This window comes from Microbispora sp. NPDC004025 (genome assembly GCF_053604425.1).
Window position 1 is genome coordinate 288326 of record NZ_JBSGHN010000004.1, and the last position, 17735, is coordinate 306060.

Here is a 17735-nt window from a genome sequence, read left to right on the forward strand (position 1 = left end):
AGTTGGAGTGGCCTTCTAGGACAGCACGCTCACCACCATCGGCGTTCCACAGCCTTACTGTCCCATCATGGGAACCAGTTGCCAGCCACGAGCCATCCGTAGAAACCGCCATCCCATACACATCGTTGGAGTGGCCTTCTAGGACAGCACGCTCACCACCATCGGCGTTCCACAGCCTTACTGTCCCATCATGGGAACCAGTTGCCAGCCACGAGCCATCGGCAGAAATCGCCAGCGCAGTCACCTCATCAGAATGATTCATTAAGACTAAAGTCTTACCATCATCCTCAGAAAGCACCGTCTCGTGCGGCGACCTGCTGTGGTCCAGAACGGCACGCTCGCTACCATCGGCGTTCCAGAGCCTTACTGTCCGATCACGAGATCCGGATGCCAGCCATAAGCCATCGGAGGCCATCGCCACTGCCTCCACCTCCTCGGTGTGGCCTTCCAAAACGGCACGCTCGCTACCATCGGCGTTCCAGAGCCTTACTGTCCGATCATGAGAACCGGTTGCCAGCCACGAGCCATCGGGAGCAATCGCCATCGAATTTACCCAGTCGGTGTGGACTCCTAAAACCGCAGGAACATGGCTACTGATTTCCCACAACCGCACCGTCTCATCCGTTGATCCGGTTGCTAACCACGAGTTATCTGCAGATATCGCCACTGCAACCACGAATTCGGCGTGGCTTCCCAGGACGGCACGCTGGCTGCCGTCTGCGTTCCACAGGCGGACCGTATGGTCGTATGAGCCGCTGGCTAGCCACGAGCCATCGGAGGCAATCGCCACTGCCTCCACATCCTCGGTGTGGCCTTCCAGAACGGCGCGCTCGCTACCATCGGCGTTCCATAACCGCACTGTCCCGTCGGCCGATCCGCTGGCTAGCCATGAGCCGTCGGAGGCAATCGCCACGGAGCGCACTTCGTCGGTATGGCCTTTCAGGACGGCACGCTGGCTGCCGTCTGCGTTCCACAGGCGGACCGTATGGTCGTATGAGCCGCTGGCTAGCCACGAGCCATCGGGAGCAATCGCCACTGCCTCCACATCCTCGGTGTGGCCTTCCAGAACGGCGCGCTCGCTACCATCGGCGTTCCAAAGCCTTACTGTCCGATCACGAGAGCCGGTTGCCAACCACGAGCCATCGGCGGAAATCGCTACCGAATTCACCCAGTCACGGTGGCCTTTCAGGACGGCACGCTGGCTGCCATCTGCGTTCCACAGGCGCACCGTCCTATCACCCGAGGCGCTAGCCAGCCAAGAGTCATCAGCAGCAATCGCCACCTCGCTTATAACACTGGTGTGGCCCGCCAAGACCATACGCAAGCTGCCGTCGGCGTTCCACAACCGCACTACCCGATCATCGCCAGCGCTGACCAGCCACGCCCCATCCGTGGAGATCTTCACCGTAGACACGGTGTCGAGATGACCACTGAGAGTTCGAATTAAAGCAGAGTTCCTGTTCTCTGGAAGCGGCCAAGCTGGCAGCAGAAATGACCCCCACTCCGTGCGCAATTCAAATATCTGCTTCCGGAAGTGCGGTAGGACGCTCAGATGAGTTAGTCGATTAGCTTGAGAGAGTTCATCGGATTCTAGGTCAGCCAGTAGATGGCCTACCCGGGCAATTAAGCGACGAGTCTGAACCACTGTGGGGTCTTGAACATAAGTAAGGTCAGATTCTAGTGCGAGCGCCCCGGATCTAGCCAGCCTGGCAAGTGCCCAGCGCACATCGGTGACCAGTAATCTCAAGGCTTCGTTAAGGCATCCCTCAGACAAATGGAAGACAAGTTGATCCCACAAAAAATGCCCTTCCGGCAGCCGCCACCACTCCCCAATTACCTTCCCGTCAGAGGTCACTAGCTCGGTTGCCGCATCAATAAGCTCCCGGTTGGTCTGAGCCAGGCGCTGTGCGCCCAGACCATCCTCCGAACGGATGAAGCTCCGCACCACATCATGTAACACCACTATCTGCTGCTGGCTCTCGGCCCAGCGCAACGACACCAGCGACAGTCCCACCAGTTCCTCACACAAACGCTGGGTCTGTTCCAAGGCCAGGCCCGCAGTCTGTCGCCACAACAGCGCCACCACTTCAAGCGGGATATCGACGTCCTCAGCGAAGATCCCCAATTCAAGGAACCGCTCTCGTCCGTCTGCCGGCAATGCCTCCAGGCTGTAGTCAATGGTCGCCTTGACCGCAGTCTCCCGCTGGCCGCTGTCGGTGACGTCCAGCGCCGTCGGCCCCGCCTGGCGCAATCGGGCCACCGCTTGTGCGGCGGCGACGTCCACCTGCGCGCCATGGTTAACGTCCTCCACCAGCCGAGCGTTGGCTAACGCCATCAGCAGCGGCCAGCCTCCTGTCACTTCCAACAGTTGCCGCCGCAGGCCCGCGCGCATGGCTGGCAGGTTTCGTCCCAAAAGTCGCGCTGCCACCTCAGGCGCCATCGCGTCCACGTTAACTTTGGTCGCCCCATCCGGCAGTGTCCTCAGCCGACGGGTCGTCACCAACAGCCGGGATCGTTGCGCAACAGCTAAAAACGGCTCCAGCTGGATACCAGTCCAAACGTCGTCGACAACCAGCAGCATCCGACCTCGTTCGGCCATCAGGTCGGCCAGATGATGCGACAACTGCGTCAGATCCGTCATCTGCGGTACATCGGCCGATAGCGTTTCGCAGATGCTGCGGATCACGTCCGCGCATCCAGCCTCAGTGCGGTCCTGGCCGATCGTGGCCCAAACGATGCCACCGGAGAAATACCGACGCACCCGACGATCGTGACAGACCGCTACTGCAAGCGACGTCTTCCCGAACCCGCCAGCCCCCAACAGCGCAGTCGTCACCCCAACGGTTCTGCTACCTGCACCTGTCAAGGCCCGGATCACCGCATCCAGTTCCCTACGGGGAACCCACCCCTTTGGTATGGGCTGCACCTGAAATAACTTCCCTCGCTGGCGTCGTCCGGTCAGCCGCGGTGCCAGCCACGTCAAAAAGGCCACCATCGCGGTCACTACGACCAGACCGATGATCCATGCCACCTTGTGACCGGTCACCGATGGTGGCAAGTAGTCACTGACCACATTGACTGGCAAACCCACTGCGATACCGAGAAGCACGACGAGCATCCCGATGGCCGCATCTGCGGCACGCTTCTTCTGACGAGCCATACCCCCACCCCGACGATGGCGGCCCCCGCCCGACCAGCATCCCGATCATCGACCTCTCAACGTACCCCAGGAACTTGCCCAGCGCAGGACATAGTTGGATGGGGATGTACTTCGATATGGCCGTCGACCTTGGTCCAGGCCGCTACGCCAGGCAGCCGGCTGGTCTGCTGTACGCAGCAGCGAAGTTACAGCTACAGGGCTGCACAAGCCCTTACTCCTCGGTACGGCAACAGACGTTCGAGTGGGGTGAACAGTCCCCCGCCTGGTGACTGGCGCTCCTTACAAACAGGCGCTCGTACCCCCGCTTGTTTCCGGCTCTGATTCTGATGAGTGCGGGACATGCACGAGATGATCTTGCGGCTTGTATGAGTTGTGTGAAGCGTTCCTGCAGCTTAAGACGCGTAAGTCAGCCGTTCGGTCACTGCTCTCCTAATGCAGTTACTTTGAAATCTGCCGCGCGGCTTCCGGTCCTCGGGCCTGGCGGCCCTGCGGTCCGGGTCCACTTGGCCCCGGATAATCATGGCGGGCCATCGGACGAAGTTGCTGTACAGCAGCGTGTACAGCAACGGCACCTCACGCGGTCTCATCCCACCGGTCTGGAGCTGCCGCCCGAGCAGCTTCGCTCGTCATCTACGAGGCTCTTGCCGAAGTCAGGCGTCAACGGGCTGAGCCCATCAGAATCCGCATCCACCAGTAGCGGGCTTCGTCGCCTCTCCAGCCGTCGGTGTAGGTGTGCTCGGGCGGGTCAGACTGAATGACCTTGTGGACCTGATAGATGCCGCCGACACAGATCAGCTCGTAGACGACCGCCTGACAGCAGCAAGTGTGGTCGATGACTCGGTAAGGGCCGCGCGGCCGGTCCTGCCAATCCAGACGTTTCCGGCTCCGTAGCGCGATGCCCGGATGGATCGCGATACCCGGGCAGTCCCACTCTGGGGCCTCCACCAGATCGCGGGCCAGCCGACGCGGCCCTCCTTGCACCGCCGTCATTTCGCCGCCGACCGGCCCGTCTGTTCGTTCAGCTCGCGCCGCAGCTCGTCCAGAGTCTCAGCGGCTACCGTCATGCAAGCGCCGGCCACGAGCTCAGCCTGGGTAAGCCGATGGCCCCGCCTCGTCGCGTACCAGTCTCCCGGCCTGTCATCCGCTCGGCTGCGCCAGATCGACCAGCCGGGAAAGCCCGCTACCAGTTCCTCAAGCTCCGTCATGTCCCGCAGGCTACAGAGCCTAAATATACCTGTCTATAGCTATGAGCTTCTATGCCTCACCTGGAGCTACTACCTACAGTTGCCGAGTGATCGACTACGACCCGACGCGACCCAAGTGGGTGCAGATCTACGAGGTCGTACGCGCACGCATCGAGTCGGGCGAATACCCGCCCCGCTACCTCATCTCCGAGGTCCAGATGGAAGGCGAGTTCGGCGTCGCCCGCGTGACCATACGCAAGGTAACCGCCAAACTCCGCGAAGACGGCCTCATCATCACCACCCCGGGCATGGGCTCCTTCGTGGCCCAGGACAAGAACAAGACCTCCGAGCAGGCCTAGCCAGCGCCCGGAGGTCTCAGCAATCCCGGCTACTCCTCCGCAGAGGTTGTCAGTCCAGTCGGGCACCAGGCCGAAGGGTCACCTGCGTTGACACCGGTGCCGCCGAGGCCGCAGTAGCCGTTGGGCACCTTAAAAAGGTATTGCTGGTGGTAGACCTTCGCTTCAGGCAATAATTCTTGCGGAGGTCGCCTTGCCTGAGCCATCCCCCATCCCCGTCGTCTCCTACGCTCGCATCTCGGCCGATGTCAGGCGGGACGAACACGGAGTCCAGGACCAGCACAAGCTCAACCGGGAGACCGCGGCCCGGTACGGCTGGACCGTCGTCCATGAGTTCACGGACAACGACAAGTCCGCTGCCAAGGCCGATGTCGTCCGCGACGACTTCGAGGCCATGTTGAAGGTGCTCCGCTCGGGCGAGCTTCCGGACGGCGCGGAGGTGCGAGGCGTCGTCATCGTGGCTGAGGATCGCCTCGCTCGACGTCCGGGTGACTACGAGCGCTTCGTTGAAGCGATCACCTACCAGGACGGCCGCGTCTTCGCGGACGCGCGGGGTCAGAAGGATCTCTACAGCGAAGACACCGAAAGCATGGGCCTGTTCGGCGCGGTCATCTCCAAGATGGAGGTGCGGAAGATGCAGCGCCGCATGCGCCGCTCCCACCGAGCTCGGGCCGAGCAGGGACTACCCGTTGGCGGCACGCGCCCCTTCGGCTGGCTGCCCGATCGCTTGACCCTCGACCCGAAAGAGGCACCTCTCGTACGTCAGGCGATCCTCGACCTCGTCGCCGGCCGATCGCTCAACTCCATCGTGAACCAGTGGCAGCGGGATGACGTGAAGACCTCCCTGGGCAATCTCTGGACTCCCCGCTCCCTGAAGATCACGGTTACCAACCCTCGGGTCTGCGGCTGGCGCGAGATGAACGGCGAGTTGATCCGGGACTCCGAGGGCAACCCGGTGGTCGGGCAGTGGCAGCCGATCGTGACGCCGGAACAGTGGATGGCGGTCAAGTCCATCTTCGACGCGCGCAAGGGTCACTTCGTCTACCGGGACGGCCGACTCGGCCCGATCCTTCCGCGAGACTTCAAGGAGCCCCGCCACCTGCTCACCGGGTTCCTCCGGTGTGGCCGGACTCAACCGGACGGCGCTCTGTGCAACGCGTCCCTCCGGGTCACACACCAGAAGCACTGCGTGCAGCACATCTACATCTGTCCCGCCAAGACGGTGGGCGGCTGTGGCGGTCTCGGCAGACGTGGGGACATGGTTGACCTCTATGTCTCGGAAGCGGTCCTCGCGAAACTCGAAGAGGTGCAGTTGGCCTCTTCTACAGGTCCTACCGAATGGCCTGGCCAACAGGATTACGAAGACGCCAAGGCCCGGCTCGAAGAGCTACGCGCCCAGTGGACGGCAGGGAATATCAGCAATGAGCTGTTCTTCTCGGCGGCTCCCGATCTGGAGAAGCGCATATCCCGCCTTCGCACGGACGCTCAGAGCTTCGCGGCGACGGCTCAACGACGACAGGCCCGCTCGGCTACCGACGTGGCCGAGATACGGCGGCGGTGGTTCCTGTCGGAGAGTGAGGGCGGTCTACCGCTCTCGTTGAAGCGGTCCTACATCCGGGAGGCGCTGCACGCCGTGATCATCTACCCGAGCGGCAAGGGGCGCAGGCGCTTCGATCCCGACCTTCTTGAACTGGTCTGGCGTGAGGACTGAGGACACGAGAACGTCCAAGACGTCCAGGACGTCTCGCGGTCTGCGGTAGCTCCTCCAGCCTTACCGCCAGGCGACAACCCCCTTACCAGCCTCCCGCCACAGCCGGACGTCTACGGACGCCGCTGGACGCCAACGGACACCCTGGGACGCCGTCAAAGACGTCATGCCAATTCCGGCTTCGGAACTGACCGGTACGCATACGCGTCCTACTGGGGTAGAACAGAACTGTAAGAAGTCACCGTCTCCCTGACGGAATGACACAGGCGAGAAGCTACGCGACCCATTTTCCGGCGTGCATGAGATCCGGGCGGCAAACAAAACAACTAACGCCGTACCGCTGGAGGGACCCGGCCCAGCGGCAGGCGTCACGCCCTTTCACTTTCTGGTCGCACACTCCCAGGTTCTCTCGCTGACGTGCCCGTGTTCGGCCGTTCGGCTGCTGGCTCACGGTGCTCGGCGTCTGTTCCGCATGCGCGGCGGTGGCTCCACCCACGAGGAAAGGAGCCCATCTGACCACACAGACCCCCATGTCTGCCCAGGAGTGGGGCAGACGCAAAGCCGCCGAGTCTCCTCGTTGGTCTGCCGACAAGTGGCACCGGGTGGCCACCGTTCTCGGTGCCGTGCTGGCCGACGAACCTGGCCGTACCGAGCCCGCCGACGAGGAGAGCGGGAGGGATGCCGCGTGAGCGAGCTTCCTCCCCTCTCCCCCGATGTCCTCGCCGCTGCCCAGCGCGCCGCCATGCCGGACTTCGCCCGGTGGCAGGAGATGGTGCGCGCGACGGGCGGTTGCGCCCAGCCGATCCGGCTGCAAGGTCACCGGATCACCTTCGATGCCGGGTTGGAAGTGCTGGACGTCTACCGAACGGCCGACGAGCCGACCGGGTACCTGCTGACCGCGTGCGGCAACCGTCGTGCGTCCCGGTGCCCGGCCTGCTCGGAGGTCTACCGGGACGACACCTACCACCTGATCCTGTCCGGCCTACGCGGCGGCAAGGGCGTCCCCGAGGACGTGAGCGCCCATCCCCGCGTGTTCGCCACGTTCACCGCCCCCTCGTTCGGCGCGGTCCACGCTCGCCGACAGAAGGGGGACAAGGTGCTGCCGTGCCGTCCCCGGCGGGACAACCCGGTGTGCGCGCACGGCAGGCCGGAAGGCTGCGGGGTCCGCCATGCCGACGATGACCCCCAGGTCGGGCAGCCGATCTGCGTGGACTGCTACGACTACCGGGGCGCGGTGCTGTGGAACGCGCACGCGGGCGAGCTGTGGCGGCGCTTTACTCAGGCGCTACCGGCGACGTTCGCCCGGCAACTCGGTCTTTCGCGGGCCGAGCTTCGTCGGCGACTGCGGCTGTCGTATGCCAAGGTGGCCGAGTATCAGGCGCGGGGCCTGGTCCACTTCCACGCGGTGATCCGTCTCGACGGGCCGGAGGGGCCGTCCGATCGTCCGCCATACTGGGCAACGGTGCCGGTGCTCCAGGAGGCGATTCGGGAAACCGCGGCTGCCATCTCGGTTCCCGTGCCGGACGATTCCCCGTCGTTCGTCGGCCGGTGGGGGACGCAGCTCGACGTGGATCCCATCTACGTCGCCACGGCACTGGAAGGGCTCGCGGATCAGCGGGTGGCGGCCTACATCGCGAAGTACGCGACGAAGGGGGCCGAGTCAGCCGGGACCGTGGACCGGCCGATCCGGGAGGTCGCCGACGTCGCGCGGCTCGACGTCACCGAACATGCCCGGCGCATGATCTACACCTGCTTCGCACTCGGCAACGATCCGGCCTTTCGGCTGGTCCCGTTGCGGCGGTGGGCGCACATGCTCGGCTACCGGGGCCACTTCTCGACCAAGAGCCGTCAGTACTCGACCACGCTCGGCGCGCTGCGTCAGGTGCGGGCCGATCATCAGGCCGAGCGGGCTCGGGAACGGCGCGGCCTGCCTGATCCTGCCGAGCGGGAGACGGTGACGGTTGGTGAGTGGCGTTTCGCCGGGAGCGGGTACCGGCATGGGGAACATCTGTGGGCCGAGATGATCCGGCAACGCGTCGCCACCGCGCGCCGGATCGCTCGTGAGCGGGGAGAGTCGGCCTGACCGGCGGAGATGCGGGTGCGGGAGTGGTGCGGCCGGCGCAATGCCGTAGGCACCCGAAGGGCCGCGAAGCGGTTGGGCCGGCGGCGCCACGGCCGGTGGCTACTGCCCTTGGCTCGTCGGCTCTACGCTTGGTGCGCCTTCCATCGTCTCGCTGACAACCGATAGAAGGCTGAAGGCCCCCGGACTCGTTCGGGGGCCTTCACTCGTCTTCGGTGTCTCTCCTGGGCGGGCCGCCGGTCTCGGGGTCGGCGACGAAGGTGCCTTTGCCGAGCACGGTGTAGACGTCTCCTGCTTTGAGCAGTTCGTTGATGACGCGGCGTGCGGTGCCCTTGGCGATGCCGAACTCTTCGGCCATGCGGGGTTCGCCAGGGATGGGGTGGCCCACCCGGTATTCGCCCGTCCGGATACGGCGTCGTATCTCTTCGAGGACGGCTTCCCATTTGAGCTGGTCAGGCCGGAACTCGATCACGGGCTCAAGAGTAGGAACGAAAGCGTTCCATGTCGTTACCACAGGTACCCAGAGGTACCTAGGAGAAGGGCTAGGTAGGAGTAGGAAGGTTGGCGTACGCTCAACCCGTCAGCGAGACAGATGGGAGAGCCATGCGTCAGAACACGACTAGCAACCGAACCGCCGACCAGCAGGCGGGCATCCTGGCCGCCCTCAGCGACCTGCTCCAGTCCCAAGAGGTCCGTACCCGGCTCATCAGCCACATCACCGTGCGGATGACCGGGTTCCCGATCTGGGACCCGGCAGTCTCAGAGCTGGACATCTACGGCCTCGGCGGACAGGTCGCGACGGTCACCATCGACCCGGAGAACAAGCCGCGCCGCTTCCTGATCAAGCTACCGAAGTCCGGGACCGTCGTTCTGCTGTCCACGGTCGACCAACCACAGTCCGCCGTCCGCTGGATCGCCGGTTGGGCCAACGGCGGGACACGGTAAGGCGGCGGTACCCATGGCGGCCTCCATCCCGCACCTGGACGAGTGCCTGAGTCCGCACTGGGAGATGCGCCAAAAAGATCACGTGAGACTCGTCTGGCATGAGCCGTTCGAAGGGGTCCGGCGACTGCGAGCGCTCGCCTGGACGTGCGACTGCCGGGCTGTCGTCTACGAACTCCTCCAGACCGGTGGGCAGGCGTTCATCCGCAAGACCACCCAGACCGAACCCACACCGGAGATCAAAGAGACACACCGCTGGCCTATAGAAGAAGCGCGCAGGGTGTGGCATGCCCTGCTCCTCGGCGAGATGCGATAGACGGTCCAGCCCTCACGCGGCCCCGCTCACCTCGGGCGGGGCCGCACTCGTGCTCAGGAACCGCGCCACTCCTCCCCCGCCCCCGATAGCTGCCGACATCAGTGGCCCGACCGAGGTGTCAATGCCGTCTTCGCGTGTCCGTCCACCAGCGACATACACCGCAACCTGGCACCCAACCCGCACAGACGGCGTTGACGCCGACCAAGGGCCACGAACAATTGAGCAGCGGGGGCGGGGAACACTCCCATCGACTACAGGAGTGACTAACGCGATCATCTAGGAAGTAGCAGTAAATCGGAGCCAACCGTCCATGGTGTATACCGCCATATCTGGACCATATGACGGCCTGCGCTGCTCAGGCCGCTCCGCTGTGACCGCCGGTTCTCTCCCGGGAGGCCAACCCTCGGAGTATCTCGATATCAGCGATGTCCTTCTGCCGCCACGGCCGACCGTTGCGCAGGCGCGGGAACTGCTCCTTCATGGCGAGCATGCCGGAGACGCTCATGGCCAGCACCGGCGTACCATCGAGTGTCACGGGCTCGTCGCCGAAGGACCCTGGCGGGAAAAGCCAGTCGGACCATCGCCCCAGAGGGCTGAACGATCCGTCTGGCCACCGGTCAAAGTAAGCGGTGCTGAACGGCACATCATCCAGCGTGAACTCGCAGGACTCTTCTGGAGGCTGAGTCGTCAGAGCCGTGGCGCCTGCTCCTACGAGGACTGCCTTCGACCGCTCGGCGTGAATACGCTCAACCCAGAACTCCACGTCGCCGTGCTCGCGGGTGATCCGGCCGATCCTCGCATCGAGTCCCCAGCCCCCGAACAGCCACGCTGGGATACCGGCTGCCTGCATGACCGCGATGACCGTGCGGATAACACGCAGTTGCCCTTGGGCCTTCCCGTCCATGGTTGGATTCTTCCATGCAGGGTGGGCTTCACCCGCGCCTCGTGGTGCCCAGGCTCCGGGGCTGCACGTACTCCGCCGCCCATTGCATCAGCGCACTCATTGCCATCCGCGGAGCCATCGAGGGCAACTTTGGCTACCGCCACTCCCCGTACTCGCCTGGCACCGGATCACGGGCCCTGCGAATGGAAATAAATGGGGTGATTGTAGCTGGAGTGCACTCTCTGCTCGGTGATACGGATGGTTCTCCACGGGGGGACAAACCGGACATGGCGCATTACTTGATAGATACAGACTGATGCAAACATGTTGACTGCGGTGGGCACACACCTGAAACTACGAATTTGTGGCACCTTCCAGGAAATCGCCGAAATTCAGATGTCGAGCTCCAACCGGTGATGGAACACCCTGCAAGATACTGGTTTCAGGACCCAATCAGCGCTGCCGCCACCACAAGGGCCTACCTGCCCTTGGCATTGGTGAGCGCCAGAAGAAACCGCCAAAACCCAAGGCCCAGCATAGAGTCGCTACCAGCTCTAGGGGTGGGCAGGCGTCGCGCTCGTCATACCGCTCACGCAAGACAGAAGAACGTGAACGACGAATCACCGAGGAAGCGATCGACTATTGCCAGGACGCGATCGACAGTGACGCACTATCCGCCGCCATATATCATGCTGCCGACTACGCAAGCGAGAAAACATGGCATCGATTGACTGCAGGCTGGAGCGGAAAACGATGCAGGACGTTGGCCGAGTTGGCGCGGCAAACCTTGGAAGGAAAGACGGCGCTACACAACGGGATCGGGAAAGCCGCCAGCCACATATTAGGACTACTCGGAAGATCCTCACTGGAGCGTACTTTTGCCGAAGAGATAGCGAAGCGAATACCCCTGCCGGTAGTAGACGAGAAGATGACAGCCGTAGCTCGCGGCCTACAGATCACAGGCATAGGAGTGTGTTGCTTGCAAGGTTACGACCTAGGGAACTGTGCATGTTTCGTTGACGTAGTGAAGACAGAAGGCAAGGCACAAGCCAAAAGATTGATCATTGCAGGCGCACAGGAATGGGCATCCCTACACAACATCAAGCTCCGCAGCTAGAGGCGAGAGCGAAAGATGCTCATGTATAGGTGCCGTCATCTACGCGTTCACCTACTGGTTCCCATTCAACTTCACTAGACCACTTCATCCAATGGAAATATGCCGACCTGGCCCTAATGGTGCGAGAGAGGCGTCCGCTAGGTCGCCTTCGCCAGCCGCGACCGCTTGCATCACGAAAAAACATCTCAACTTTCGGGAAATTCACCGCATCCATGTGATCTCCCCATTCACTTTGACCTATGGCCGTTCCCTCACCCGGCGGAAGCGTCCCTAGTGCCCAATAGTCTCTCGTAAAGCCACCGCTACCCACCGCCCGAGCGCATAGCTCAAAGACAGCCTGATTCCCCGCATTCAATACATGGAGCGTTGCCATCGGCAAGCCCGATTGCTCGCCCACTGTGATCCACGCGGTCACGCTCTCCGCTAGAGCCCGTCGCCGGTCACGCTGTTGTAGAGCTATGGCACCTGCGGCAAGGAGGGTGGCCCCCGCTGTACCCAGGGCCGCAATCCAGTCGGCAACCTCGGACATGCCTGTCTCCGTTCCGTCAAAGGCCGAAGAGCCAACGCATCAAGCTCAGAACGATCGAGAGATCGCGGCCAGTTCCTGGCTGTGCAGCGCGCGGGCGGCGCGGGCCGGGACCGGCCCCCAGGCCGCATGCCCGGCCCGCTGGCCGCCTGGCGCGCTGCGAGGCGCCGCAGGCGGCTCGCCTTGACCCTGTAGTGAAGGTTCTCGCCGAAAACGGCTCTGACCCTCGATCGACACCGGGTTAGCCGGGCGACCAAGGGCCAGGATCAGTCAGTTACCGCGGGTCAGGCCTCACCGGTGGTCAGGCCGATCGGACACGCGACTCCCGTGCCACCGATCCCGCAGTAGCCGTTAATGTTGCGGAAAAGGTACTGCTGGTGGTAATCCTCCGCGAAGTAGAACTCGCCGGCGGGGGCGATCTCGGTGGTGATCTCGCCGTACCCGGCCTTGGCGAGCACCTCCTGGTAGGCGTCCCTGGAGGCCGCGGCCGCCTTGGCCTGCTCGGGGCCGTGGATGTAGATGGCCGACCGATACTGGGTGCCGACGTCGTTGCCCTGGCGCATGCCCTGCGTCGGGTCGTGGGCCTCCCAGAACACCTTCAGGAGCTCCTCGTACGTCACCTCCGCCGGGTCGAAGACCACCCGGACGACCTCGGTGTGCCCGGTAAGCCCGGAACAGACCTCCTCGTACGTGGGGTTGGGCGTGTAACCGCCCGCGTAGCCCACGGCGGTCGAGACGACCCCGGGAGTCTGCCAGAACTTGCGCTCGGCGCCCCAGAAACAGCCCAGCCCGAACTCGGCGATCTCCGTGCCCTCGGGGTACGGCGGAGCCAGCGGCGCGCCGAGAACCTGGTGGCGGGTGGCCACCGGCATGACCTCGGCCCGGCCCGGCAGGGCGTCCGCGGGGTCCACCATCGTCGTCTTGTCTGTGCCGAACAGCCAGCCCATCACGTAGCCTTCCTTCCGCTCTGCCATCCCCAACCAGGCGCCGGGCGGCCTTGTTCCTCACGTAAGCGCTTCTAAACCTCAGTCATAGAGACCCTTATTTGTGCTGAATCTAGGTAAGCAGCGAAGATGGGGGTCATGCCTGATACGCGCCGTGGTGTCCTGTATGGCGTCACCGCCTACACGATGTGGGGTCTGTTCCCTCTCTACTGGCCCCTGCTCAAGCCGTCCGGCGCCGTGGAGATCCTCGCCCACCGAATGGTCTGGTCTCTGGTCGTGGTGGTCGCGGTCCTCGCCGTACGCCGCCACTGGTCCTGGATCCGCACCATGACCCGCCGCCAGTTCCTCCTTCTCGCCCTCGCGGCCGTCACGGTCTCGGTCAACTGGGGCGTCTACATCTACGCCGTCAACGCCGGTCACGTGGTGGAGAGCGCGCTGGGTTACTTCATCAATCCCCTGGTCAGCGTGTTGTTCGGCGTGCTGGTCTTCCGTGAGCGGCTGCGCACGTGGCAGTGGATCGCCGTAGGGCTGGGCGCGCTCGCGGTCCTCATCCTCACGCTCGACTACGGGCGTCTCCCCTGGGTCGCCCTCGTGCTCGCCTTCAGCTTCGGCACGTACGGCCTGATCAAGAAGGCGGCGGGAGTGGGCAGCGCGGAGAGCCTGACCATCGAGACGCTCGTGCTGCTGGTGCCGGCCCTGGGCTACCTGCTCGTCCTGCAGGCGGACGGCACGGGGACCTTCGCCAACCACGGTCTCGGCCACGCGCTGCTGCTGGTGACGGCCGGCCTCATCACCGCGGTGCCGCTGATGCTCTTCACGGCCGCCGCGCTGCGGGTTCCGCTCACCATCATCGGCCTGCTCCAGTACATCGCCCCCGTGCTGCAGTTCCTGTGCGGGGTGCTGATCGTCCACGAGACGATGCCCGCCAGCCGGTGGGCCGGGTTCGTGGTCGTCTGGCTCGCGCTGAGCGTCTTCACCTGGGACAGCGTCCGCGCCGCCCGTACGTCCCGGCAGGAACGCACGGCGGCGCTCGAGACCGTCTGATACGCCTCCCGGAGTACGAGGCCCGCCTCCGGCGGGGTGACGACGGCACGGGCCGCGACGGCGAGGATCGGCGGCATGAGCAAGGAATTCCGTTTCGGGATCGTCGCCGGTCTGGCCCCCGACGCCGCCACGTGGACGGCGACGGCCCGCCGCGCCGAGGACCTCGGCTACTCGACCCTGCTCGTCCCCGACACCCTGGGGACGCTGCCACCGCTGCTCGCGATGACCGCCGCGGCGACCGTCACGACGACGCTGCGCGTGGGAACGTTCGTGCTGGCCGCGCCCTACCGCAATCCCCCACAGGTCGCGCACGAGCTCGCCGGGCTCGACTTCCTGTCGGGCGGACGGCTGGAGGTCGGCGTGGGGGCCGGCCGGCCCGCCGCTGAGGAGGAGGCCCGGGCGCTCGGCATGCCGTACGGCACGGCGGGCGAGCGCGTGGCGCTGGTCCGGTCGGTGATCGACGAGGTACGGGCGGCCTTCACCAGGAGCGGGACCACCGTGCAGCGCCAGGGGCCGCCCATCCTCGTCGCGGGGGCCGGTCCCCGCATGCTGGCGCTGGCCGCGGAGAAGGCGGACATCGTCGCACTCGCCGTACCCCCCGCCACACCGGAGGAGGGCCTGCGCGGACCCGTCGGCAGGCTACGGGAGATGGCCGGGGCGAGGTTTGACGACATCGAGCTGAGCATGAACCTGCTCCAGGTGGGCGAGGAACCGCCCCCGTGGATGCCCGGCGGGCTGCCAGCCCCGTCGCCGGACGCCGCCGCCGTGCTGCGCGGCTCGCCCCGCGAGATGGCCGGCACGCTGCTGCGCCGCCGCGACGAGCTGGGCCTGTCCTACATCACCGTCAACGGCTTCTTCGCCGACGCCCTCGCCCCCGTCGTCGAACTCCTCGCGGGCCGCTGACGTCAGCGCGTGGCCGACAGGCGTGACCGGGTGCGGGCGGGCGCCCACTCGGGCAGCTCGGCGAGGATGTCGGCGAGCGTCACCCCGGCGAGGCTGCTCCGCCACGCGCGGTGCGCCTCGGCCATCTTCTCGGCGATGACGCAGATGCGCCGGCAGTCCTCGGGAGGGAGCGCCCCCCGCCCCTGCTGGCGGATCTCGCGGCACTCGTACGGCGAGGACGCGCCGTCGACCGCCTCGACGATCTGCAGCAACGTGATGTCGGAAGCCGCCCGTGCGAGCCGGAACCCACCGCGCGGGCCCGTCATCGCGGCCAGCACACCGGCCCGGACGAGCGCCTGTAACTGCTTGGCCAGGTAGGGCGCGGGAACGTCGTAATAATCCGCGAGTTGCGCCGCCGACGCGGTGGCTCCCGGCTCGAGCTGCGCCAGCGCTGTGGCGCAGTGCAACACCCATTCGGTGCTCGCAGGCAGCTTCATGCCCGACAGTCTATCGAAGACATTGCAGATCTATTTTGTCCGAGATAGCATCCGAGGCGTCTAGCGAAGGAGAGACCATGAGAATCGCAGTCGCCGGCGCCACCGGGAACATCGGGAAGCTCACCGTCGCCGCCCTCGAACGGGACGGGCACGACGTCGTACGCGTCAGCCGCTCACTCGGCGTGGACCTGCTGACGGGCGAGGGGCTCGACAAGGCCCTGGACGGCGTCGAGGCCGTCGTCGACGCGATCAGCTCGGAGGCGACCGACCGGGACGAGTCGGTGGCGTACTTCGGCACGACCACCACGAACCTGCTGGCCGCCGAGGAGCGGGCGGGCGTCCGCCACCACGTGCTGCTCTCGATCATCGGCATCCACGGGGTGGAGGGCAACGCCCACTACGCCGGCAAGCGCGAGCAGGAGCGCCTTGTCTCCGCCGGTCCGGTGCCGTGGACGATCGTGCCGGTCGCGCAGTTCCACGACTTCGCCGAGATGGTGGCGGGGTGGACCGAGCAGGACGGCGTCGCCACGATCGCGCCGCTGCTGGTGCAGCCGATCGCGCCCGCGGACGTGGCCGACGTCCTCGCGGAGATCGCGGTGGGCGATCCCCAGGGGCGCTACGCCGACGTGGCCGGTCCCGAGCCGCAGGACCTCGTCGACATGGCCCGGCGCACCCTCGCGGCACGCGGCCGGACGGTCAGGCTCGTGCCGACCTGGTCGGGACTCTTCGGGACGGAGATGGCCGGCGACGTGCTGCTGCCCGGAGAAGGCGCCCGCATCGCGCCCACCACCTTCGACGAGTGGCTCGCCGCGCAGAAGTAGACGACCTCACCGGGAGTGCCACGCGCCCTCGCGACGTCGCACCCGGGTGACGGTCGCCCGGAACAGCCGCTGTCACCGCGGCGCAGCCTCGGCCCTGACCGTACGCGGCCTCGGCGATGCGCGGCAGCGTCGCTCATCGCGCCCGTCAGCGTCGCGGCGATCCGCATGCCGAGCCGGTTGTAGGCGCACAACACCACCCGCCATGCCCCGGAGGCCCATCTGTCGGCGGTCCCTGGGATGCCCCGGCCGCCTAACGACTTACGAGCCGGTCAGCCGGTGCGGTCGACGACGTAGTCGCACAGGGCGATCAGGGCCGTACGAGCGGGGATGTCGGGCAGGCCGGCGAGGGCGCTCTTGGCCCGGCCGATCCAGCGGGTGAGCTCCTCGCGGGCCTGGTCCATGGCCCGGTGGGCCCGCAGCAGCCTCAGCGCCTCCTCGACGTCCTCCTCGGCCACCGGCCCGGACAGCAGTGCGCGCAGCCGCTCGTCCGCGGGGTCGTCGGAGGTCAGGGCGTACAGCACCGGGAGGGTGCGGACGCCCTCGCGCAGGTCGGTGCCCGGGGTCTTGCCCGAGTCGGCCGTGGGCGCGGCCACGTCGATGAGGTCGTCGCCGAGCTGCCAGGCCACGCCGATCGCCTCGCAGGCGTCGGTCAGGCGATCGACCACCTCCGGGGGAGCACCGGCGAGCATGGCGCCGAAGCGGCCCGAGGTGGCGATCAGGGAGCCGGTCTTGTCGGCCAGCACGCCGATGTAGTGGGCGATCGCGTCGGAGCCCTCGGCGGGCCCGATCGTCTCGCGGATCTGACCGCGCACCAGGCGGGAGAACGTACGCGCCTGGATCCGGATGAGCTCGGCGCCGAGGTCGGCGAGGATCTCCGACGCCTGGGCGAACAGGTAGTCGCCGGTGAGGATGGCCACGGTGTTGTCCCACCGGGCGTTGGCGGACGGGGAGCCCCGGCGCACCGGGGCCTCGTCCATCACGTCGTCGTGGTAGAGCGTGGCCAGATGGGTCAGCTCGATGACGACGGCCCCGGGCACGATGCCCGGGGCGTCGGGGTTGCCGAACTGGGCGGCCAGCAGCACGAGCATCGCCCGGAACCGCTTGCCGCCCGCCTCGATGAGGTGCCTGGACGTCTGGGTGACGAAGGCGTCCTCGCTCTCGACCGACGAGCGCAGCAGCTTCTCCACCGCCGCGAGCCCGCCCGCGAGGTCGTCGGCCAGCCGCTCGTCTACGAGAGGAATGTCCACAACGGGCGGCGCGGCCATACGGAGATCT

At 65.6% G+C, this 17735-nt stretch carries 16 protein-coding genes; 8 read left to right on the plus strand and 8 right to left on the minus strand.

What is annotated here, in order from left to right:
- The 3 genes from ACWEQG_RS13300 to ACWEQG_RS13310 form a co-directional block, all read right to left on the minus strand.
- On the minus strand, window positions 1–3160 hold a 3160-nt coding region (locus ACWEQG_RS13300; RefSeq protein WP_452284431.1), incomplete at its 3' end, for an NB-ARC domain-containing protein.
- A 657-nt stretch (window positions 3161–3817) separates the two neighbouring features.
- Window positions 3818–4150 carry a hypothetical protein gene (locus tag ACWEQG_RS13305; RefSeq protein WP_452284433.1) on the minus strand — a complete coding sequence of 111 codons (333 nt, stop codon included), beginning with the start codon at window positions 4148–4150 and terminating at the stop codon, window positions 3818–3820.
- Window positions 4147–4365, minus strand: a complete 219-nt coding sequence (locus ACWEQG_RS13310; RefSeq protein ID WP_452284435.1) for a hypothetical protein — start codon at window positions 4363–4365, stop codon at window positions 4147–4149. The genes ACWEQG_RS13305 and ACWEQG_RS13310 overlap by 4 nt, the downstream gene beginning before the upstream one ends.
- Before the next feature lie 86 nt (window positions 4366–4451).
- Between ACWEQG_RS13310 and ACWEQG_RS13315 the strand changes: the two genes are divergently transcribed.
- The 3 genes from ACWEQG_RS13315 (at window position 4452) to ACWEQG_RS13325 (ending at window position 8491) form a co-directional block, all read left to right on the plus strand.
- Window positions 4452–4703, plus strand: coding sequence for a GntR family transcriptional regulator (locus tag ACWEQG_RS13315; protein ID WP_452284436.1), 252 nt, complete (start codon window positions 4452–4454; stop codon window positions 4701–4703).
- A 190-nt stretch (window positions 4704–4893) separates the two neighbouring features.
- Window positions 4894–6411 carry a recombinase family protein gene (locus ACWEQG_RS13320; RefSeq protein WP_452284438.1) on the plus strand — a complete coding sequence of 506 codons (1518 nt, stop codon included), beginning with the start codon at window positions 4894–4896 and terminating at the stop codon, window positions 6409–6411.
- 682 nt (window positions 6412–7093) lie between these two features.
- The gene (locus ACWEQG_RS13325; protein ID WP_452284440.1) at window positions 7094–8491 is read left to right on the plus strand and encodes a replication initiator; all 1398 of its coding nucleotides are present in this window, start codon (window positions 7094–7096) and stop codon (window positions 8489–8491) included.
- A gap of 199 nt (window positions 8492–8690) precedes the next feature.
- On the opposite strand, the gene ACWEQG_RS13330 is transcribed toward ACWEQG_RS13325, so the two are convergent.
- The gene (locus tag ACWEQG_RS13330) at window positions 8691–8960 is read right to left on the minus strand and encodes a GntR family transcriptional regulator (protein ID WP_452284442.1); all 270 of its coding nucleotides are present in this window, start codon (window positions 8958–8960) and stop codon (window positions 8691–8693) included.
- A 131-nt stretch (window positions 8961–9091) separates the two neighbouring features.
- Here ACWEQG_RS13330 and ACWEQG_RS13335 point away from each other — a divergent pair, with 131 nt between their 5' ends.
- Window positions 9092–9433, plus strand: coding sequence for a hypothetical protein (locus ACWEQG_RS13335; protein ID WP_452284444.1), 342 nt, complete (start codon window positions 9092–9094; stop codon window positions 9431–9433).
- 13 nt (window positions 9434–9446) lie between these two features.
- Window positions 9447–9746 carry a hypothetical protein gene (locus tag ACWEQG_RS13340; protein ID WP_452284446.1) on the plus strand — a complete coding sequence of 100 codons (300 nt, stop codon included), beginning with the start codon at window positions 9447–9449 and terminating at the stop codon, window positions 9744–9746.
- A 355-nt stretch (window positions 9747–10101) separates the two neighbouring features.
- On the opposite strand, the gene ACWEQG_RS13345 is transcribed toward ACWEQG_RS13340, so the two are convergent.
- On the minus strand, window positions 10102–10650 hold the full coding sequence (locus tag ACWEQG_RS13345) for a nucleotidyltransferase domain-containing protein (RefSeq protein ID WP_452284448.1): 549 nt from the start codon (window positions 10648–10650) through the stop codon (window positions 10102–10104).
- A 1906-nt stretch (window positions 10651–12556) separates the two neighbouring features.
- Entirely contained in the window at window positions 12557–13219 is a 663-nt protein-coding gene (gene msrA / locus ACWEQG_RS13350; protein ID WP_452285085.1) for a peptide-methionine (S)-S-oxide reductase MsrA, read from the minus strand.
- Window positions 13220–13354: 135 nt separating this feature from the next.
- On the opposite strand from msrA, the gene rarD reads away from it, so the two are divergent.
- Both rarD and ACWEQG_RS13360 read left to right on the plus strand, forming a co-directional pair.
- Window positions 13355–14260 (plus strand): EamA family transporter RarD, encoded by a 906-nt coding sequence (rarD, locus tag ACWEQG_RS13355; RefSeq protein ID WP_452284450.1) that lies wholly within the window; start codon window positions 13355–13357, stop codon window positions 14258–14260.
- A gap of 75 nt (window positions 14261–14335) precedes the next feature.
- Window positions 14336–15163 (plus strand): LLM class flavin-dependent oxidoreductase, encoded by an 828-nt coding sequence (locus ACWEQG_RS13360; RefSeq protein WP_452284452.1) that lies wholly within the window; start codon window positions 14336–14338, stop codon window positions 15161–15163.
- Window positions 15164–15165: 2 nt separating this feature from the next.
- Here ACWEQG_RS13360 and ACWEQG_RS13365 read toward each other — a convergent pair whose 3' ends face one another.
- Complete coding sequence (locus ACWEQG_RS13365) at window positions 15166–15639, minus strand: RrF2 family transcriptional regulator (protein ID WP_363464659.1); 474 nt, start codon at window positions 15637–15639, stop codon at window positions 15166–15168.
- A 77-nt stretch (window positions 15640–15716) separates the two neighbouring features.
- On the opposite strand from ACWEQG_RS13365, the gene ACWEQG_RS13370 reads away from it, so the two are divergent.
- Window positions 15717–16460: an SDR family oxidoreductase gene (locus ACWEQG_RS13370; protein WP_452284454.1), complete on the plus strand. Its 744-nt coding sequence runs from the start codon at window positions 15717–15719 to the stop codon at window positions 16458–16460.
- A 269-nt stretch (window positions 16461–16729) separates the two neighbouring features.
- On the opposite strand, the gene ACWEQG_RS13375 is transcribed toward ACWEQG_RS13370, so the two are convergent.
- Window positions 16730–17725 carry a polyprenyl synthetase family protein gene (locus tag ACWEQG_RS13375; RefSeq protein WP_452284456.1) on the minus strand — a complete coding sequence of 332 codons (996 nt, stop codon included), beginning with the start codon at window positions 17723–17725 and terminating at the stop codon, window positions 16730–16732.
- Window positions 17726–17735 lie beyond the last annotated feature (10 nt).

Coding starts and splice junctions, on each gene's coding strand:
- ACWEQG_RS13305 (WP_452284433.1), bottom strand. CDS start 4,150: ATGACGGCGGTGCAAGGAGGGCCGCGTCGGCTGGCCCGCGATCTGGTG.
- ACWEQG_RS13310 (WP_452284435.1), bottom strand. CDS start 4,365: ATGACGGAGCTTGAGGAACTGGTAGCGGGCTTTCCCGGCTGGTCGATC.
- ACWEQG_RS13335 (WP_452284444.1), top strand. CDS start 9,092: ATGCGTCAGAACACGACTAGCAACCGAACCGCCGACCAGCAGGCGGGC.
- ACWEQG_RS13340 (WP_452284446.1), top strand. CDS start 9,447: ATGGCGGCCTCCATCCCGCACCTGGACGAGTGCCTGAGTCCGCACTGG.
- ACWEQG_RS13345 (WP_452284448.1), bottom strand. CDS start 10,650: ATGGACGGGAAGGCCCAAGGGCAACTGCGTGTTATCCGCACGGTCATC.
- msrA (WP_452285085.1), bottom strand. CDS start 13,219: ATGGGCTGGCTGTTCGGCACAGACAAGACGACGATGGTGGACCCCGCG.
- rarD (WP_452284450.1), top strand. CDS start 13,355: ATGCCTGATACGCGCCGTGGTGTCCTGTATGGCGTCACCGCCTACACG.
- ACWEQG_RS13360 (WP_452284452.1), top strand. CDS start 14,336: ATGAGCAAGGAATTCCGTTTCGGGATCGTCGCCGGTCTGGCCCCCGAC.
- ACWEQG_RS13365 (WP_363464659.1), bottom strand. CDS start 15,639: ATGAAGCTGCCTGCGAGCACCGAATGGGTGTTGCACTGCGCCACAGCG.
- ACWEQG_RS13370 (WP_452284454.1), top strand. CDS start 15,717: ATGAGAATCGCAGTCGCCGGCGCCACCGGGAACATCGGGAAGCTCACC.
- ACWEQG_RS13375 (WP_452284456.1), bottom strand. CDS start 17,725: ATGGCCGCGCCGCCCGTTGTGGACATTCCTCTCGTAGACGAGCGGCTG.